Here is a 17,175-nt window from a genome sequence, read left to right as displayed (position 1 = left end):
CTAATTGTATTCTTTATAAGAATATGATTTGAACTGCTCTATTAGTCCAAATGAGGGTAGGGGAATCCGGCAGTTGATCTTTTCCACACTTAGTTTTTATTTGAACTCATTTTATTGTGATAATCTTTTAGGAGTTGGAAAAGAATAGTACCGAAGAAAGGAGGGATTGCGAATGTTTGTGAAAAAGTGGTTAACTCGATTAGTCGTTGTGCTTGCAATGATTTTGGGTGTGACAAGTACAGGCACACTCAGTGTATTTGCTAAATCCGGAGTCGCACCACAGAATTTTGAGTCAGTGAAAGCGATTGAGGTCAAGTTGTACGATGATGCCTTTAATCCGAAAGTCATCACTATTCCATCTGGAAAAACGACAACATTGAAATTAAAAAACGAAGGTAAGAAAGAGCACACCTTCACTGTGGAAAAGCTCAGTATTGACGTTGAAGTTCAACCTGGGCAAGAAAAATCCATTACCGTTAATCCGAAAAATACCGGTACATATGATCTGATCTGCCGTTACCATTTTCAAGAAGGTATGGTTGGGAAAGTAATAGTCAAATAACAAGCAGTGCCAAGGGGCCTTGCTTGTTAATTAAATCTTGCAAAGCGTACAGTTACAGTTGCGGAATGGGTAAAAAAGCAAATCAATAATAAATAAATGAGTCAATAGGACATTTTTTATTGACTCGTTTATTCACTTGAAAATATATAGACATCTATGTATAATAGAAAACATGATAAAATATAACACAGCATCAAAAGTTGGAAAGATAAGAGACGCAGTAAACAATTTGATTTTGTCAGAGCTTGGAAAACACGGTGTGAATGGAATCGCCCCTTCTCATGGGGATATTTTAGTGTGTCTTTATGAAAAAAATGGCTTATCCGTGAAGGAACTGGCTGAAAAAATCCATCGCACTCAGCCAACAGTAACTGTTTTAATTGATAAGTTACAAAAATTAGGTTTTGTCGAGAGAATAAAGAGTTGGGAGGATAGTAGGGTAACGTTAATCAAACTAACGGAAAAGGGAGTCCAGTTGGAACCAATTTTTTATGAGATTTCAGAAAAATTGAACACTGTCATTTATGGTGGTTTTACGGACACCGAAAAAGAAAAGTTGGAACATTTATTAGAAAAAATCCTAAATAGGTTTTAATTTTTTTTGGCATATTACATAGATGTCTATGTAATGGTAATTTTTATACATTAAAAATAGGGTAAGCTATTATAAAAAAAGGAGAGATAAAATGATTCGATTTGAACAAGTTTCGAAACAATTCCTTAATGGGACCTTTTCCGTTAAGTCTTTAGATTTTGAGATAAAGAAAGGTGAATTTTTTGTTTTAATCGGACCCAGTGGTTCAGGTAAGACAACCACATTAAAAATGATTAATCGCCTCATCGAATTATCAAATGGTTGGGTTTGGATTAATGGGAAGAAAATAAGCGATTATGATATCAATGAACTTCGTTGGGATATAGGGTATGTTCTCCAACAAATTGCTCTTTTTCCACATATGTCAATTGCTGAAAATATTGCGATTGTTCCTGAACTAGTAAATTGGGACAAAGAAAAGATCGCTGCTCGTGTGGATGAATTGCTAAAAATGGTAGGTCTAGATCCAAAAGAATATCGAAATCGTAAACCCAGTGAACTTTCGGGCGGCCAACAGCAACGAGTAGGTGTAATAAGAGCGTTAGCTGCAGATCCTGAAATCATCTTGATGGACGAACCGTTTAGTGCGCTTGATCCATTTAGCCGGGAAAAATTGCAGGATGAACTGCTTGAAATTCAGCGAAAACTGAAAAAAACCATTGTGTTTGTTACTCATGACATGCAAGAAGCTTTGAAGCTAGGGGATCGTATTTGTCTGATGAAAGATGGTGAAATCATTCAAATTGGCACTCCACACGAATTTTTAACCAATCCTGTGAATGATTTTGTGCGTGAATTTGTTGGTAGCCGTAAATTATCGATTAATTTGAATGAACTTATTACATCTATTCCAGTAGGAAAAGAATTTTTATCCAATACTAAAACCATTTCCTTATCGACTCCAGTAGATGAGGTATTAGATCAACTAGCATTGTTCGAACAAATTTTTATAGAAGAAAATGGAAAAGTAATCGGGAATATCAGCCGACAAAATGCAATGAAGGTAATGTCACGATATTTGAGAGAGAGAGGGCAAATTAATGAGTAATTTGATAAGTGTCTTGTCAGATCGGAAATCTCAGCTTTTGAATGCTCTTTTGCAACATCTAGAAATATCGTTAATTGCTCTTTTTTTCTCATTAATTATTGCGATTCCGTTAGGAATTTATTTAACACGAAAACAAAGAATAGCAGAATATATCATTGGCATTACTGGAGTGCTGCAAACCATTCCTTCTTTAGCTTTGTTAGGTCTTTTGATTCCACTTTTTGGAATAGGAACCGTCCCTGCTGTGATAGCGCTAATCGCTTATGCTCTCCTTCCTCTATTACGGAACACCTATACGGGAATTAAAGAGGTAGAACCTTCATTATTGGAAGCCGCTAGTGCCATGGGAATGAACAGAAGAAAAAGACTATTAAAAGTCGAGCTTCCTTTAGCCATGCCTGTAATCATGGCGGGTATCCGGACGGCTACCATTTTTATTATAGGAACGGCCACGATTGCTTCCTTAATCGGAGCAGGTGGATTAGGGGATATTATTCTACTTGGAATATCCCGAAATGATTATTCACTTATTGTCCTGGGAGCTGTGCCATCCGCACTATTAGCGATTATTTTTGACCTTTTTCTCCGAAGGCTGGAGAGAGTTTCCTTTAAAAAGATCATGGTCGCCTCTGGTGCGCTTGCACTGGTTACCGTTCTAATCATTGGTTCTATGGTTGGTCCGACCGTTCTTCAAAATGAGCAAAAGCCGATTGTGATTTCTGGAAAATTTGGTCCAGAGCCGGAAATTTTAGACAATATGTATAAATTACTAATCGTAGAAAATACAGATTTGAAAGTGAAGCTAAGAACCGGATTAGGCGATACGACCTTTGTTTTTAATGCATTAAAATCGAAGGATGTTGATGTTTATCCGGAATTTTCGGGAACTGCCATTGCCAACTTACTAAAAGAGAACCCAGTAAGTACAAACAGTAAGGAAGTGTTTACACAAGCAAAAGAAGGAATGGCTAAAAAATATAATATGGCATTGTTATCTCCAATGCAATTTAATGACACCTATGCGATAGCGGTCCCAGAAGATTTTGCAAAAAAGTATAATCTGAAAAAGATTTCCGACCTCGTAAAGGTCGAGCAGTATGTTACAGCCGGTTTTGATCCTGAGTTTGCCGACATAAAAGATGGATATCCAGGTTTGGCTCAGAAATATGGTTTGAATTTTAAAATTGTTACCATGGACCCGTCTGTAAGGTATCATGCCATTCAAACAGGCAAAGTAAATCTGATGAATGCCTATTCAACGGATGGTGAACTGCAAAAATACCATCTGGTTGTTCTTGAAGATGATAAACATTTCTTCCCGCCATATCAAGGATCACCTTTATTGCGACAAGAAACCATAGAAGAATACCCAGAGATTGTACCAGCATTGAACAAACTTGCCGGAAAGATTACCGATAGCCAAATGCAAAAAATGAACTATGAAGTTGGGGTTAAAGGAAAGAAAGCCGAAGATGTGGCAAGAGACTTCTTAACCAAGGAAGGTCTCCTGATAAAAAAGTAAGGTATAAGGAGGAGTTAAAATGAAGGCAGTTGTTTTGGAAAAACCCTGTAAAGCAGATGAATTAGTTGTACAAGAAGTACCCACCCCTAAAGTGAAGCCGGGGTGGGTACTTGTAAAAATTAAGGCGTTTGGTATCAACCGGTCGGAGATTTTTACTAGACAAGGAGATTCTCCGTCTGTCAAACTCCCTCGAATTATTGGAATTGAATGCGCAGGAGCGATTGAAGATCCTTCAGATAGTTCTTTTCAAAAAGGTCAAAAGGTTGTATCCCTGATGGGAGGGCTTGGGCGTGAGTTTGATGGGAGTTATGCGGAATATGCGCTAATTCCATCCTCACAGGTTTATCCGATTGACAATGATTTGGACTGGGTGGAATTAGCAGCCATCCCTGAAATGTATTACACAGCATATGCCTCCCTTTTTGATACGCTCCGACTTACGAAAGGGGAAACTCTTCTGATCCGCGGCGGCACAAGCTCTGTTGGTCTAGCTGCATTACAACTTGCTAAAAGTGTGGGTGCTACTGTCGTTTCAACTACCCGCACAAAGAAAAGTTGGAATTATTAATGCAAAATGGTGCGGATTTTGTTTTGCTTGATGATGCAAGTTTATCAGAACACCTTTTCTCCATTTTTCCAAATGGTGTTAATAAAGTCTTAGAACTGGTTGGTACAGTCACGTTGAAAAGTTCGTTGAAATTACTCTCAGATCACGGAATTTTATGTATGACAGGTATATTAGGCGGTGAATGGGTGTTGGAGAATTTTGAGCCTATGATGGATATTCCTTCTGGTGCCTATTTTACTCAGTTTGATAGCGGGGTGGATTTTAAAGAGAAATTGCTAGTTGAACTATTTGACCATATTGGACAACATAAAATTAATGTTCCAATTGCAAAAGTTTTCCCACTTGATGAAATCGATAAGGCGCACCGCCTGATGGAAAGCAATACTGCCAATGGGAAAATTGTTGTTGTAATTCTTAATAGAACTAGTGAAGGAGATTACAAGGATCTGATAGGAAATAGGAAAATTAGTGAGACGAAAAACAAATAGTTGTACTTATTAAAATTGAGAGTGGCAAAAATGATTGTGTTTATGTTTTCTTGCAAATCCTTTTATAAAATGTTAAACTAAAAAAGAATTATTTTTGTTCGGTGTAAAGGATAGTATAAGATTAACTTTTCGTCTTGATGATCACTGAGTGCAAGGATAGTAACACATTGTGTGCAAAGCACACAGCAGGAGGAAACAAAATGGAACAAGGTAAAGTAAAATGGTTTAACGCAGAAAAAGGTTTCGGATTCATCGAGCGTGAAGGCGGAGAAGACGTATTCGTTCATTTCTCAGCGATCCAAGGCGAAGGTTTCAAATCTTTAGACGAAGGTCAAACAGTTACTTTCGACGTTGAGCAAGGTCAACGTGGAGCTCAAGCAGCTAACGTGCGTAAAGCTTAATAATAGTAACAAAATAAAGCAGGCTCTTCATAGAGTCTGTTTTTTTTCTTGGCTGTGTTAAAGAACAGTATTGATTTTTACGCCCTGTTGATTGGAGCGGAAGGCACGAAGACTCCTGTGGGAGTATGGTTCAGGGGAGACCCGCAGGCGCATGCGCCGAGGAGGCTCGCCGAAACACCCACGGAAAGCGAAGTGCCAGGAGCGGAAATCAATAGGCAAGTTTAACAAAGCCTTTCTTTTAAAACAAGGAGCCCTACTCACGAATGAATAGGGCACAAGTAAACAAGTAAATCAAATGGTACACAAAGTGTATCACAAGATCAAAATTTCTCCTAATTATCTTTGAATAATAATTTTAAAGTGCTTTTGTAGAGATTGGCTAAAATTGTTACTCTTTTTTGGTGGATGCTGCTTATCCCCAATAAAAATAAGCATCCGATTATTCGGATGCATACTTAATTATTCCATGTAAATAAACTGAGTATTCTCTCTGTACGTATTCTCTTAATTTAATTTTTCCTTCTGTTTCTAAAACTCTAACCAATTCTTGAATCTTATTTTCATCTTCTTTTGTAGTAGGAATCTCTAATGAAAACATATTCCCTCGACTAGCATTTAATAATCTTTTTAATAACTCCACTTTATTCATTGGGTCATCCCCTTTAGCTAATATATTCGACATAAAGTGGACTTTTTCCTTGGAAAATCTTATATTTATTTTAAAATTTTTACCGGGTTTCCACTAAAAGCATTTGATTTCAGGTACCCTGACAGAAACGGGTAGCTTTTTTTATTTGATTTTTTTATATCCACTTTCTACCAATCTAATCATATCTCGCCCTGAGGTCTTTTCTGTTTCATGATAACCTTCCTCATCACGCAAACTCAAATACCAGTTACTATCGCCATCTTCATTTAGCCTATATAACTTATTGGTAATAACATTAGTATAAAAATCTCCATTTCTAAGCCTCATAATATCCCACCTTTAATGTAGATAAACATTATTATGCCCAAGATAATGAACTGGAGTCATTAGACTTATTTAAGGTTAAACTGATTTTGTTTTTCCACGATCGCCAATCTTAAAAAACAATCTAAGCAACGGTGGCACCGCGAAATAAATAAAAAACAACCGAAATAGCTGATACCCCGTTACCATTGATAAATCAGCATGTACCTCATGTGCAAGTATACCCATTTGATCCATACCACCGGGTGCCAAGCTCAAGAAACTAGTGGAAGGCGCAATATGGTAAAACGACACGAGAAGCATGCTTAAACCAATCGACCCCAAAATCATAATCATCCCACTAACAAGGGCTAGTGAAATGATTTTCGCCTTATGTTGTAATTTTTCAGGCTTCAACAACAGTCCAATGTAACCGCCAATCAAAAATTGTGATACATCCAAAACCGCAGGTGATAATGACGGACCGTGGAAACCAGAAATCGTAGCAATAGCTGTTCCAAGAATAGGACCTAACAAAAATGGGGTAGGAAACTTAAGCCTTTTTGCTAAAAAAGCACACACAATACAGAGTACAGCAAACATGATCACTGTTGGAAAAATAGGTCCAGTGAATGTCATCCCTTTTTCAACAAAATCAACCCCTGTATGAGCCGGTGAATGTTTAAAATATGACCCCAGGATAAGAAAGGGAACAAAGAAAATAATCATTAACAATCGTGCTACTTGCAGAAAGGTAACAGTAGTTATATCAATTCCCTTGACCTCTTCGGCGAAAATAATCATCTGTGAAAGGCCTCCGGGAATACTCCCAGTCAACACAGTGGGATAATCCACGCCTGAAAGCTTAGACACCACAAAGGCAATCCCAGCACAAAAAGTAACAAGTAAAACCGTCATTAGTAACATAGAAGGTAATTTAGCTACAATTTGTAAAAGGGCGTCCTTCGTAAACGAAAGACCAATCGAGTAACCAACGATTATTAACCCTGTATCACGAATATAACTCGGCCAAAAGAAGGCTATCTTCCCAAATCTAGCTCCAATTAATACTGCTGTCATCGGTCCAAGCAGCCACGGTATCGGAGTATGAAGAACCGTAAAAAGGAGGCCACCGATGAATGCCACCGCCAAGGTTACGGAAAATCGAAGCATTTTGTTGTCTTTATTCAATAGAAACCCTTCTGTCTAAAAAATTTATTTCCGCCCTTCCATTAAGGAAACACGGTATTTATGTAATTCACAATTCATGACACCTTCAACAACAGCAGGATCATTCTCCATGATCTTCTGCGCAGCATCCCATGATTCTGAACGTAAAATACAAATTCCCATGGCGCCATCCAGGCATGGACCTGCAAGGATTAGTTTTTCCTGTGCTAAAAGATCCTTTAAATAATCAAAATGCTTCCCCATAATAGCATTTTCCTCATCAGTCATTGTCTCAATAAAATGTTCCCGCTTCGGTCTTATTACATAAACAAACTCTTCCATATAATCCCCCTGTTAATATTAAGATTCCCTAATTTTAACATGCGCGGTCCGTAATGTTCAAAAAACTGATTCAGTAATAGCAGGAAAACAGGAAATAAACTAGAAAAATAATAAGATAGCAGCACGAAGGGGAGTGCAAGAGATGAAAGTAGAATATTTAGGCCCTGGGAGAGTGGCAGATTTTGTTGCGTATTGTAAGAAACACAAAGTGGACTTAGATGATTCGTTTTTGTATGACGACCATCTAGAAAAATTTCAACCCAATGAAGAAAATCCGACCTACATCCTAACTAATCAGGAGGGAGAATTAATCGCTGCTGCCTCACTGATGATAAATGAATATCATCGTCGTGGTAGGAAAGCACGTTTCAGGATTTTTCATTCAGAAGCGGACAATATCGAGAGCTATAACCTATTAATGCAGGAAATGGTAAAGAAGACAAGCGGCTTGGATGAAGTCTTTTTGTTCGTCCCATTTGCAAATGAAAAATTGGCTAAGTTTATGGAACAATTGAAATTTACGGCGGAACGATACACCTTTTTACTTGTAAGAGGTGATGAGGTGATTCCGGACTTCACCGTGCCTGAGGGGTATGAAATTCGACCCTACCGATTAGGAGTGGATGAAGAAGCTTGGTGTACGGTTCGAAACGCTGGCTTCGCCAATCTAAAGGGGAGTGAAACACCACAAACTCCAGATATGGTGGCGAAAATGATGGCAAAGAATGATTATATTGAAGGGGCTTCCTTAATCCTTTATCACAAAGATCGACCTGTAGGAGTCATTCGCGGGGCTGTCGATGAATATGAGGATGCACCGATTATGAATATTGGTCCGATTGCGATTGTGCCAGAATACCAAGGAAAAGGCTTGGGAAGGATCCTCCTCCGATATTTATTGCATTTTGCCAAACAAATTTCATATGACAGGACAATCCTGTGTGTGAACGCCGAAAATGAAAGGGCCAAAGCATTATATATTCAAGAGGGTTTTAAACAAGTCGATGGAGTAACCTGTTATACCTTTCAATTGTAATAAAGCAAAATAAAACAAGAGCAGTTGAAAAAGAGTTACTGCTCTTGCTTGAGAATATATTTTTAAAAATCACAGGTATTAATGGTCACTGCTTTCCATTTGGTCATGGCCATGATCATGATCACGTTCGTCCTCAAATTCCTCTTGATTAAAGCCAAAAGGACCTCTTCTTTGCATGTGTTCTACACGGAAGAGAGCAACAATGGTTTCAATGCGAATTGCCACTAACGTGGAACGCATCCGGCCTCTTGTCTCCAACACAATAACATCTTTACCAACTTCAAGCAATCTTCCAGTATAAGTCCCTTGAAGCGTAACTACCTCAACTTCTCTTTTTAATAGTTCTTGGGCAAGTTGATGGAAATTTATCTCTGCCATACCTCATCATCTCCTTCATTTACATTAAATGCAACTTCCATAAAAAAGCCTCAATTTTTTTAAAAATTTTTAGGTGTTTATCTACAATCTTTAGAATGAAGGTTTGTCCAAACCTTGGAAATTCACTATAATAATGGAAAATACTATTAAACTTGGAGAATTAAAAATTGTGAATAACCAACTTTCTTTAATATATGTCTTCTTTAGCCTGAGTGTCTTTTTCATCCTTTTATTTCTATATTCATTACCTAAGAAGAACCATCCGTATCTCTTGTACTTCGGATTGTTCCTTGCAACAATGTCGATTAACTTATTAGGTGTATGGCAACTAAATAAAGCCTTAGGATATTTAACCTTATTAAAATATGCCTCCTATGGTGCTGGAACTTTTTTCTTGCTTTTTTACGAACAAATTTTTGGTCAAGGACTTCATAAAATCAATCAGAAATTATGGCAACTACATTTGTTATGCTGGGGGATGATCATCTTGCTATCCCTTTCATCCATAGTTCGTCTCGAAGCAAGCTTTTTTCCATACAGCATTCTAAACATTGCAACCGTAATTTATATTGCTATTATCACCATCTCAAAGGCCCATTCTGGTAATAACGATGCGAAAATCTTCACTCTCGGGCTGCTCAGTTTGATTCTTACACTTATCATCGATATCTCTTTAGCTATCAAAATATCAAACTATGCTCCATCGCAGACTACCACTTGGGGATTACTTGTATTTACTTGTTGCCTTACCGCCATTTTACTTAAACGCTACATAGCAAGGGGATCAGAATTTATTTATGAGACATTTACTTTCCATCAAGACCCCATTGAACTAAAAATGAAAGCCGACTCCATGGTTTTGCATACGTTAAAAAATGAAATTAACCGTCTTTTTTATCTAAATGAACGCAGCAAACGGATTGTTTCCTCGAAAGACGATTCGATAAGAGAGCTCCTCGTGAAAAATTTCGAGGCGATGGATGAATCATTATCCCATATGAATGAAATGATTTTAGCAGTGAAAAAAACCGATAATGTGGTCTTGAATCTTCGTAATCACTCATTTAATGAGGTTGTTTTTGAAGCAGTATCCAACTTTCAAGCAGGAATAGATAATTCAATTGAGCTGGAAGTGAAGGCAGATGATTCCATCAACTTAGAGATTGACCCATTACATGTAAAAGAATGCGTTTTGAACCTCTTATCCAATAGTTTAGAGGCTATTGAACACTCAAATGGAAAAATACGAATCTCCCTTTACCGTCAAGGGCATGAGGCTGTGTTACAAGTATCTGATAATGGAAAAGGAATTCATCCGGATCATATACAGGATGTAATTACTCCATTATTTACAACGAAGAAAACAGTTTCTCATCATGGTGTGGGCCTTTACTATGTGTATTATGTTGTCAATAAACACGGGGGAACACTTTCAATTCCATACTCAGAATTGAGGAAGGGCACAACCATTCAGGTTCGAATGCCGCTTAAGAAAACCACCACAAGAATACGGAGAGTGAATACATTTGAAAAAAATAAAAGTCATGCTGGTTGAAGATGACCCAAGATGGCAAAGGGATATTGTTGATGACCTTGAAAAGGAATCCGATTTGGAAGTGGTTAGAGTTGTTTCATCAAAAGAAGAGGCCCTTGAAACAGCGAAAGATATTGAAATGGATGTCATTCTCATGGATATCAATCTGACGGAAAATAATCTGGATGGGATCGAGGCAACACTCGAGATCTTCAGCTTGGGAAAAGAAATTAAAATTATTATGTTAACAGCCTTAGGGGATCGGGATACGATTGTGAAAGCAATCGAGTACGGGGCTGTCAATTATGTGAATAAGTCTAGTTTTCTAGATATCCTGGAATGTATCCGGGAGGCTTATCGTAACGAGGTGTCCTTGCATCCCGATGCAACCGGGGCGATACTTCGTGAAATTCGCTTAAAATCACTCACGCCGATGGAGAAAAATATATATACGCTAAAGGAAGAAGGGTACACACGCCCACAGATGGCACAGTATTTTCATACCACATTAGATACAATTGGAACACATATGAAAAATATTTCGCGAAAACTAAAACGTCGGAAGTAGGGGAGGGGAGAAAAAATCACCCTCCTTTTTTTCATGGATTCTCATTACACTAAAGTAAGAAATTAACAATGAGGAGCATGAGTGATGAGAAAAATGATTACTTTAGTTTTATGTATTTGGTTTTCAATATTTCCAGTTGTAACAGGGCAGGCAGCGGTAAATGAGGAAGTGGATAAAATGAAACAAATAGATCAGTATGTTCGAACGGAAATGAAAGCCGCCCATATACCAGGTCTTTCACTAGGAGTGGTCAAAGGTGATCAAATCGTCCATCTTAAGGGATATGGTGAAGAAGGAACTACCACGCCACAAACACCTTTTATTCTAGGTTCAACTACGAAATCATTTACGGCAATGGCGGCGATGAAGCTAGTGGAAGAGGGAAAGCTGGATTTAGATGCACCAATTCAAAAATATTTACCTGAGTTAGAGGTACCTGCTTCAATTACTGTAGAAAATCTTCTTAACCAAACAAGCGGTATTTCCGGTGCCCACAAGAATGCGGCAAACACGTTGACAGTGAACCGAGAACATATCGGGAAAGTTTTTGAGTATTCAAATGAAAATTACAAACTACTAGGTGAGATTATTGAAGCGGTGACGAATCGCCCTTACGATGAGTTTATTAAGAAGAATATCTTTTCTCCGCTTCAAATGGATCATAGCTTTACATCACAAACACAGGCTGAACAGAGTGGCTTAGCGGAAGGCTGCCGAACCTGGTTTGGTTTTAATATTCGAAACAAGCTACCATTTGACAAGGAATATGTCTCAGCTGGATATCTAATTTCCAGTGCAGAGGATATGACACATTTTTTGATTGCCCAAATGAATAACGGTAGCTACTTGAATCAAACAGTTGTCTCAAAATCAAGCATTGATAGGATGCATCAACCAAGTGTGAAAGCACCGATAATGGGTAAGGACAGTTTTTACGGAATGGGCTGGTTCCAATCACCAATCGATGGTTTACCATCCATTAGACATTCAGGCGAAGTGCCAAATTATCATTCAACGATGATTATTATGCCGAATGAAAAATACGGTATTGTCCTGTTAGCTAATATAAATAATTCACTTATTATTTCAGCTATGATTGAAAAAATCGGTGAAGGGGTGGTGAATATTCTAGTTGGGAAGGAGCCAACACATATTTCACCAACAAGGTATTATCAGACATATATGATTATGGATGCTGTTGTGTTAATTATTGTAGCAATGCTCTATTTTCATATTAAAAATATCAAGAAATGGCAGGTCGGTGTTAGTAGCGGTAAATTTGGCATGTTTAAAAAATGGATATTCCCACTAATGGTTAATATTATTTTTCCAATCTTTATTTTAGCGCAATTCCCGCAGATGCTAGGCTTTACCTGGTCTTTCTTATTCAATTTTGTTCCAGATGCTACGAGTGTAGTAATAGGTCTTGCGGTTATTCTTCTGCTTGTGGGATGTGTAAAAGTCTGTATCGTGTTGGTTGTTTTGAACAAAAGAAGAGAGAAATCATTTACTTTGAAGGAAATTCCTCAAAAGTAAGAATGTGTACGCAACCGAAAAGGTTTAGAAATCGAACAAACGGTCTCATAAAAGTGTGTTATGCGACCGAATGAATTGAAAAATCAATCAAACGGTCTCGTAGGAACAGTCTATGAGACCAATAGGATTGAAATATCGAACAAACGGTCTCGTAGGAAGGGTCTACGCGACCAAACAGATTAAGTAATTGACCAAACGGTCTCATAGGAAGGGTCTATGCGACCAAACAGATTAAGTAATCGAACAAACGGTCTCATAGGAAGGATCTACGCGACCAAACAGATTAAGTAATCGAACAAACGGTCTCATAGGAAGGGTCTACGCGACCAAACAGATTAAATAATCGAACAAACGGTCTCATAGCAAGGGTCTATGACACCAAACAGACTGAGAATAAGACCAAACAGTTTCATAGACAGGCTCTACGTGCCCGAACGGATTGAGAATTTGACCAAACGGTCTCATAGAAAGGGTCTACGCACCCAGACGGAACAATTACACTCGTACAAGGGCTAACCGCAACAAACCGAATACGCAGACTCGAAATTTAAATCCGCACAACCCGTCCTTTAAAGGCATTTTTCCAATATCCTTGTGTCATATCAGCGATGGCAACACCGGTTGAGGTTTGCGAACCGATAAACTTGCCATCGCCGATATAGATACCGACATGTCCGTCTTTTTTATACGTATCAAAAAAAACGAGATCACCTGGCTGCATTTCCTGAGGGGAAATCTGCCTGCCGTCATTTCTAATTGCGGATGTAGTACTGCCAATATTAACACCAGCCTGCGCAAAAGCCCAATGTACAAAGCCAGAGCAATCAAATCTACCCCGAGCAATATCACTTGCACTTCTACCGCCGCCAAAAACATAATTCGAGTTCCCAATGTACTTCTTGCCTGCATTAATGACCGTACTTATGTAATCATTTGATTTGCTTGGAAAAACATTTATGTAGGTTTGAGCAGCTTCCTTTTTTCTCGATTCCTCTTTAACTTGTTTATTTAACAAAACGTATTCGTTCTTTTGTTTGACCAGGTGAGCCTTTAACGTCTCTAAGTTGTTTTTTATATTGGCCAGTTCAGTAAGTTTTTTTTCTAGAGAAATTTTTTTGTTATCCAATTCCTGCTGTTCCTTTTCCTGCTGCTCCAAAAGAGTTCGGTCGGCTTCTGCAATAGCTGCGACTGCACCAACCCGTTCCACAAAATCACTTAAACTCGTAGAACCAAGCAGCACGTCAAGGTAGGAGACATGCATATCAGTATGTTGATAGGAAAGAGCACGGTCCCTTAAAATATCCTTCCGTTTTTCCATACTTTCCTTTAAAGCCTTCGTTTCATTTTCAAGTTTTTCCACTTCTGCCTTTGCTAGTTTACTATAGTTTTCGTTCTTGAGGATCTCTACATTATTGGCCTGGATTGCCTCATAAACGCGCTTCATATGTTCCTGTGCATTGACTAAGTTTCCTTGAAAGTTGGGAATTTCTGTTTCAACTGTTGTTGGGCTTATAGGAGGAGTTGACTGCGATGGAATGGTTTGACTTTGTAAATTAGTTATCGATTCGGCATGAACTGTATGTATGGAAAATTCGTTACCAGTTGCTATTAGCACAATGGCAAAGCTCAGTGTGATTAACATCTTTCTGATCAACAAACATCACCACTTTCATTTAATTACTTTATTTTTATATAATATTCTAAATGTTCGTACTATTTAATGTATCAATATTTTAACAAATCATTCTATCAACTGTGTTATAAGAATATTACATTTTGTTAACAGAGGATTTTAGAAGAATAGAATATTTGAATAATTGAAAGATAAAAATGGCGGGAAATGTTGCAAAAATATAGGCAATTTTAGAAGGATGAACAGTATGTTTGTCCGTTTCCAAATGGTTTATTTTACATACAATAACTTGATTTTATAATGAAAGGAGTGAGAATAATGGGTTTTAAGAAAGCAAAGTTGAAAGATATTTTTTCATATACTAAACGACTTCAAAGGGCTTTTAAAATTCGTAATGAAACAGCTTTATACTATAAAAAGCTTTCTAAAGTGGAACATCCTAGTAACGGGGATGAAAGGAGATACCCAAATAAAATTGCGAGTTATATTAAAGCATTCCCGCAGAATATGCTCGGTGAAGTGGACCTCTGTGCATATGATAAATATCTAGAAGCAATTGAGACAGGAGAACCTGAAGATTTTGAAAAGATCCCACTTGGAGGTGAAAGAAAGCTAGTTGATCCCCAATCTGCTTATTCATTTGATTTAGTCGGACCAGATAGTCACCAAATGGTTTGCCCACCACCACCAGCCTTTCACAGTGAAGAGTTTGCATCTGAAATGGTTGAGTTATACTGGCAAGCACTAACACGTGATATCCCCTTTAATGACTATCATTCCAATCCTCTTACTATTGCCGCTGCAGAAGAACTTTCTACATTGACAAAATTTCATGGGCCAAAAATTAATGGACAAGTCACTCCTAAGACTCTTTTTAGACAAGATTTCCCTGGAGCTTTAGAGGGGCCATATATTTCGCAGTTTCTATGGAAGGAATTTCCTTTTATTGCCACAAAGATTGTCCAAAAGTATAAAACAACACTAGTAGGGGATGACCATTTAACGAACTATGAGGATTGGCTAGCTGTTCAAACGGGCAAACCACTCCCTAGCAGTAACACTTATGATTCCACCCCAAGATATATTCGAAATGGCCGAGACTTAGGAGAGTTTGTACACAAAGATTATTCGTTAGAAAGTGGACTAGCTCCTTGTTTAATTCTTCTTAGTTACGGACCTGGGGCATTGGATATGTGTAATCCATACCTCAAATCTAAAACTCAAGTTGGATTTTCCAGCTTTGGTTCAGCTCATGTTTTAGATTTTGTTCTAAGAGCTGTTCGACCTGCATTAGATGCCGCTTGGTGCCAAAAATGGCTTGTCCACCGGCGGATTCGTCCGGAGGAGTTCGGTGGCCGAATTCACCACAAATTGACGGGTGACGCTAACTATCCCATTCATCCAGTAGTACTCAATTCAAACGCATTATCAAAAACCTATGAAAAATATAAAACTTACCTGCTGCCTCAAGCTTTTGCTGAGGCCTGTCCTACACATCCGGAATATCCTTCTGGTCATGCCACATTTATTGGGGCGATGGTGACTATGTTAAAAGCATTCTTTAACGAATCATTTGTTATTACTGATCCGGTTGTTGCGAGCAGTGACGGCCTCTCGTTAGAATCGTATGATGGAACACTTACAGTTGGCGGGGAATTGAACAAACTTGCCTATAATATTGCGATTGGTCGAAATACAGCTGGGGTTCACTTCCGGAGTAGCGCGATCAATGGGATGTTGCTTGGAGAAGAGGTAGCAATTGGAATTCTTCGTGACTACCAAACAACATATAATGAGGAATTCGAAGGATTTAAACTCACGAAATTTGATGGGACAAAGATTACTATTTAATCCTTTGGTATCAAAATATCTAGAAGAGACCCATTCGTATAAGAATAGGTCTCTTCATTTATTTCCGTCGAATTATACAGAGCTTTTTCTAACTTGATGTTTCAGCTGATACAAAATTTGTTCGGAAATCGCGGTATATCCAGCAACATTTGGATGGACACCATCTGAGGAGAGGTTTTGTAAATGGTCTCCATTAATAACTTTTGTTGTTTCAATAACGATGGATCCTGGAATATTGTTAGCTACTTCATAGATATGAAGATTCCATTTTGGCAGCAATTTATCCGCAAGAGAATACATTTGATCATCAGGGGAGATGGGATTATACAATTCTAAAAATACAATGGTAGCTTTCGGATTCAAAGTAGAAATCCGATCAGAAAGATCACTCAAATTTTTTGAAAAAGAGGCTTGTAGCTGGTCATAGTCTTGAATAACCGTTCGAAAATTTTGCCCCTTGGCCATTCTGAGAATATCATTGCCGCCAATATTGATGGTGATAATATCAGATTGTTTAATCGATTCGTCAAATCGGCCTTCCTGGACAAGTTGGTTTAATTCACCACTCGTAATTCCATTAATTCCTTGATTTTCAAAGGTAATCTCTTTGTTTGTCTGTTGAGCTAATTTGGTAGAAAATTGACTGACAAAGTTTTCATCCTGTCCAGCGCCGACTCCGCGAATAATCGAATCCCCGATGGCCAGTTGGTGCAGACCAGGTGTTTTAGCATTTTGAAAATAATGGAGATAGGTGAGTTGGTTGGCTTTATGACTAACCGCAACTGTAGTTTGTTTTTTCATTTTGTATATTTGGTACTGAGGGTAATAGACCCATGCAGAAATGCCAAGACCAATAATTAAAACTGATATAAAAAGATATTTTACTATTTTCATAAGATACACTCCTTGATTAACACTATTATAACAAGGTTAAAAGGAGATTGGTTTAGGTGGTGATTTCCAAAAGTTAAAAACCACCTTCCTTTGAAAA

The 17,175-nt window shown here is 38.0% G+C and carries 19 protein-coding genes; 12 read left to right on the top strand and 7 right to left on the bottom strand.

What is annotated here, in order from left to right:
* Window positions 1-172: 172 nt before the first annotated feature.
* From RCG25_RS14720 to RCG25_RS14690, 7 genes are all read left to right on the top strand, one after another.
* Entirely contained in the window at window positions 173-562 is a 390-nt protein-coding gene (locus RCG25_RS14720; protein ID WP_308079564.1) for a cupredoxin domain-containing protein, read from the top strand.
* A 172-nt stretch (window positions 563-734) separates the two neighbouring features.
* Window positions 735-1,157 (top strand): MarR family winged helix-turn-helix transcriptional regulator, encoded by a 423-nt coding sequence (locus tag RCG25_RS14715; protein ID WP_308079563.1) that lies wholly within the window; start codon window positions 735-737, stop codon window positions 1,155-1,157.
* 91 nt (window positions 1,158-1,248) lie between these two features.
* Window positions 1,249-2,205, top strand: coding sequence for an osmoprotectant update ABC transporter ATP-binding subunit OpuFA (gene opuFA / locus RCG25_RS14710; RefSeq protein WP_308079562.1), 957 nt, complete (start codon window positions 1,249-1,251; stop codon window positions 2,203-2,205).
* Entirely contained in the window at window positions 2,198-3,727 is a 1,530-nt protein-coding gene (gene opuFB / locus RCG25_RS14705; protein ID WP_308079561.1) for an osmoprotectant update ABC transporter permease/substrate-binding subunit OpuFB, read from the top strand. Before opuFA ends, opuFB begins: the two co-directional genes overlap by 8 nt.
* Before the next feature lie 19 nt (window positions 3,728-3,746).
* Window positions 3,747-4,295 (top strand): alcohol dehydrogenase catalytic domain-containing protein, encoded by a 549-nt coding sequence (locus RCG25_RS14700; protein ID WP_308079560.1) that lies wholly within the window; start codon window positions 3,747-3,749, stop codon window positions 4,293-4,295.
* A complete protein-coding gene (locus RCG25_RS14695) occupies window positions 4,295-4,783 on the top strand; it encodes a zinc-binding dehydrogenase (protein ID WP_308079559.1) in 489 nt (162 codons plus the stop codon). The genes RCG25_RS14700 and RCG25_RS14695 overlap by 1 nt, the downstream gene beginning before the upstream one ends.
* A gap of 200 nt (window positions 4,784-4,983) precedes the next feature.
* Window positions 4,984-5,184: a cold-shock protein gene (locus tag RCG25_RS14690; protein WP_042463323.1), complete on the top strand. Its 201-nt coding sequence runs from the start codon at window positions 4,984-4,986 to the stop codon at window positions 5,182-5,184.
* 439 nt (window positions 5,185-5,623) lie between these two features.
* On the opposite strand, the gene RCG25_RS14685 is transcribed toward RCG25_RS14690, so the two are convergent.
* The 4 genes from RCG25_RS14685 to RCG25_RS14670 all read right to left on the bottom strand — a co-directional run bounded on the left by RCG25_RS14685 (window position 5,624) and on the right by RCG25_RS14670 (window position 7,648).
* A complete protein-coding gene (locus RCG25_RS14685) occupies window positions 5,624-5,833 on the bottom strand; it encodes a hypothetical protein (RefSeq protein WP_308079558.1) in 210 nt (69 codons plus the stop codon).
* A 141-nt stretch (window positions 5,834-5,974) separates the two neighbouring features.
* Window positions 5,975-6,160: a hypothetical protein gene (locus tag RCG25_RS14680; RefSeq protein WP_308079557.1), complete on the bottom strand. Its 186-nt coding sequence runs from the start codon at window positions 6,158-6,160 to the stop codon at window positions 5,975-5,977.
* Window positions 6,161-6,235: 75 nt separating this feature from the next.
* Window positions 6,236-7,327: an AbrB family transcriptional regulator gene (locus RCG25_RS14675; protein ID WP_308079556.1), complete on the bottom strand. Its 1,092-nt coding sequence runs from the start codon at window positions 7,325-7,327 to the stop codon at window positions 6,236-6,238.
* A gap of 24 nt (window positions 7,328-7,351) precedes the next feature.
* Window positions 7,352-7,648, bottom strand: coding sequence for a YciI family protein (locus tag RCG25_RS14670; protein WP_308079555.1), 297 nt, complete (start codon window positions 7,646-7,648; stop codon window positions 7,352-7,354).
* 142 nt (window positions 7,649-7,790) lie between these two features.
* On the opposite strand from RCG25_RS14670, the gene RCG25_RS14665 reads away from it, so the two are divergent.
* Complete coding sequence (locus RCG25_RS14665) at window positions 7,791-8,684, top strand: GNAT family N-acetyltransferase (RefSeq protein WP_308079554.1); 894 nt, start codon at window positions 7,791-7,793, stop codon at window positions 8,682-8,684.
* Window positions 8,685-8,762: 78 nt separating this feature from the next.
* On the opposite strand, the gene RCG25_RS14660 is transcribed toward RCG25_RS14665, so the two are convergent.
* On the bottom strand, window positions 8,763-9,062 hold the full coding sequence (locus RCG25_RS14660; protein WP_308079553.1) for a hypothetical protein: 300 nt from the start codon (window positions 9,060-9,062) through the stop codon (window positions 8,763-8,765).
* A gap of 169 nt (window positions 9,063-9,231) precedes the next feature.
* On the opposite strand from RCG25_RS14660, the gene RCG25_RS14655 reads away from it, so the two are divergent.
* The 3 genes from RCG25_RS14655 (at window position 9,232) to RCG25_RS14645 (ending at window position 12,700) form a co-directional block, all read left to right on the top strand.
* Complete coding sequence (locus RCG25_RS14655) at window positions 9,232-10,617, top strand: ATP-binding protein (protein ID WP_308079552.1); 1,386 nt, start codon at window positions 9,232-9,234, stop codon at window positions 10,615-10,617.
* Entirely contained in the window at window positions 10,589-11,164 is a 576-nt protein-coding gene (locus tag RCG25_RS14650; RefSeq protein WP_308079551.1) for a response regulator transcription factor, read from the top strand. Before RCG25_RS14655 ends, RCG25_RS14650 begins: the two co-directional genes overlap by 29 nt.
* 84 nt (window positions 11,165-11,248) lie before the next feature.
* Window positions 11,249-12,700 (top strand): serine hydrolase domain-containing protein, encoded by a 1,452-nt coding sequence (locus RCG25_RS14645; RefSeq protein ID WP_308079550.1) that lies wholly within the window; start codon window positions 11,249-11,251, stop codon window positions 12,698-12,700.
* A gap of 547 nt (window positions 12,701-13,247) precedes the next feature.
* On the opposite strand, the gene RCG25_RS14640 is transcribed toward RCG25_RS14645, so the two are convergent.
* A complete protein-coding gene (locus RCG25_RS14640) occupies window positions 13,248-14,354 on the bottom strand; it encodes a C40 family peptidase (RefSeq protein ID WP_308079549.1) in 1,107 nt (368 codons plus the stop codon).
* Between the two features lie 297 nt (window positions 14,355-14,651).
* Here RCG25_RS14640 and RCG25_RS14635 point away from each other — a divergent pair, with 297 nt between their 5' ends.
* Window positions 14,652-16,184, top strand: coding sequence for a vanadium-dependent haloperoxidase (locus RCG25_RS14635; RefSeq protein WP_308079548.1), 1,533 nt, complete (start codon window positions 14,652-14,654; stop codon window positions 16,182-16,184).
* A gap of 72 nt (window positions 16,185-16,256) precedes the next feature.
* Here the strand turns inward: RCG25_RS14635 and RCG25_RS14630 are convergent, their stop codons facing one another.
* Window positions 16,257-17,078 carry a GDSL-type esterase/lipase family protein gene (locus RCG25_RS14630; RefSeq protein ID WP_308079547.1) on the bottom strand — a complete coding sequence of 274 codons (822 nt, stop codon included), beginning with the start codon at window positions 17,076-17,078 and terminating at the stop codon, window positions 16,257-16,259.
* Window positions 17,079-17,175: the final 97 nt, after the last annotated feature.

Origin of the sequence: Neobacillus sp. PS2-9, assembly GCF_030915525.1 — a bacterium.
In the GTDB taxonomy this organism is placed as follows: domain Bacteria; phylum Bacillota; class Bacilli; order Bacillales; family Cytobacillaceae; genus Neobacillus.
Note: the sequence above shows the minus strand (reverse complement) of the source record. Positions and strands in the feature narration are given on the sequence as shown.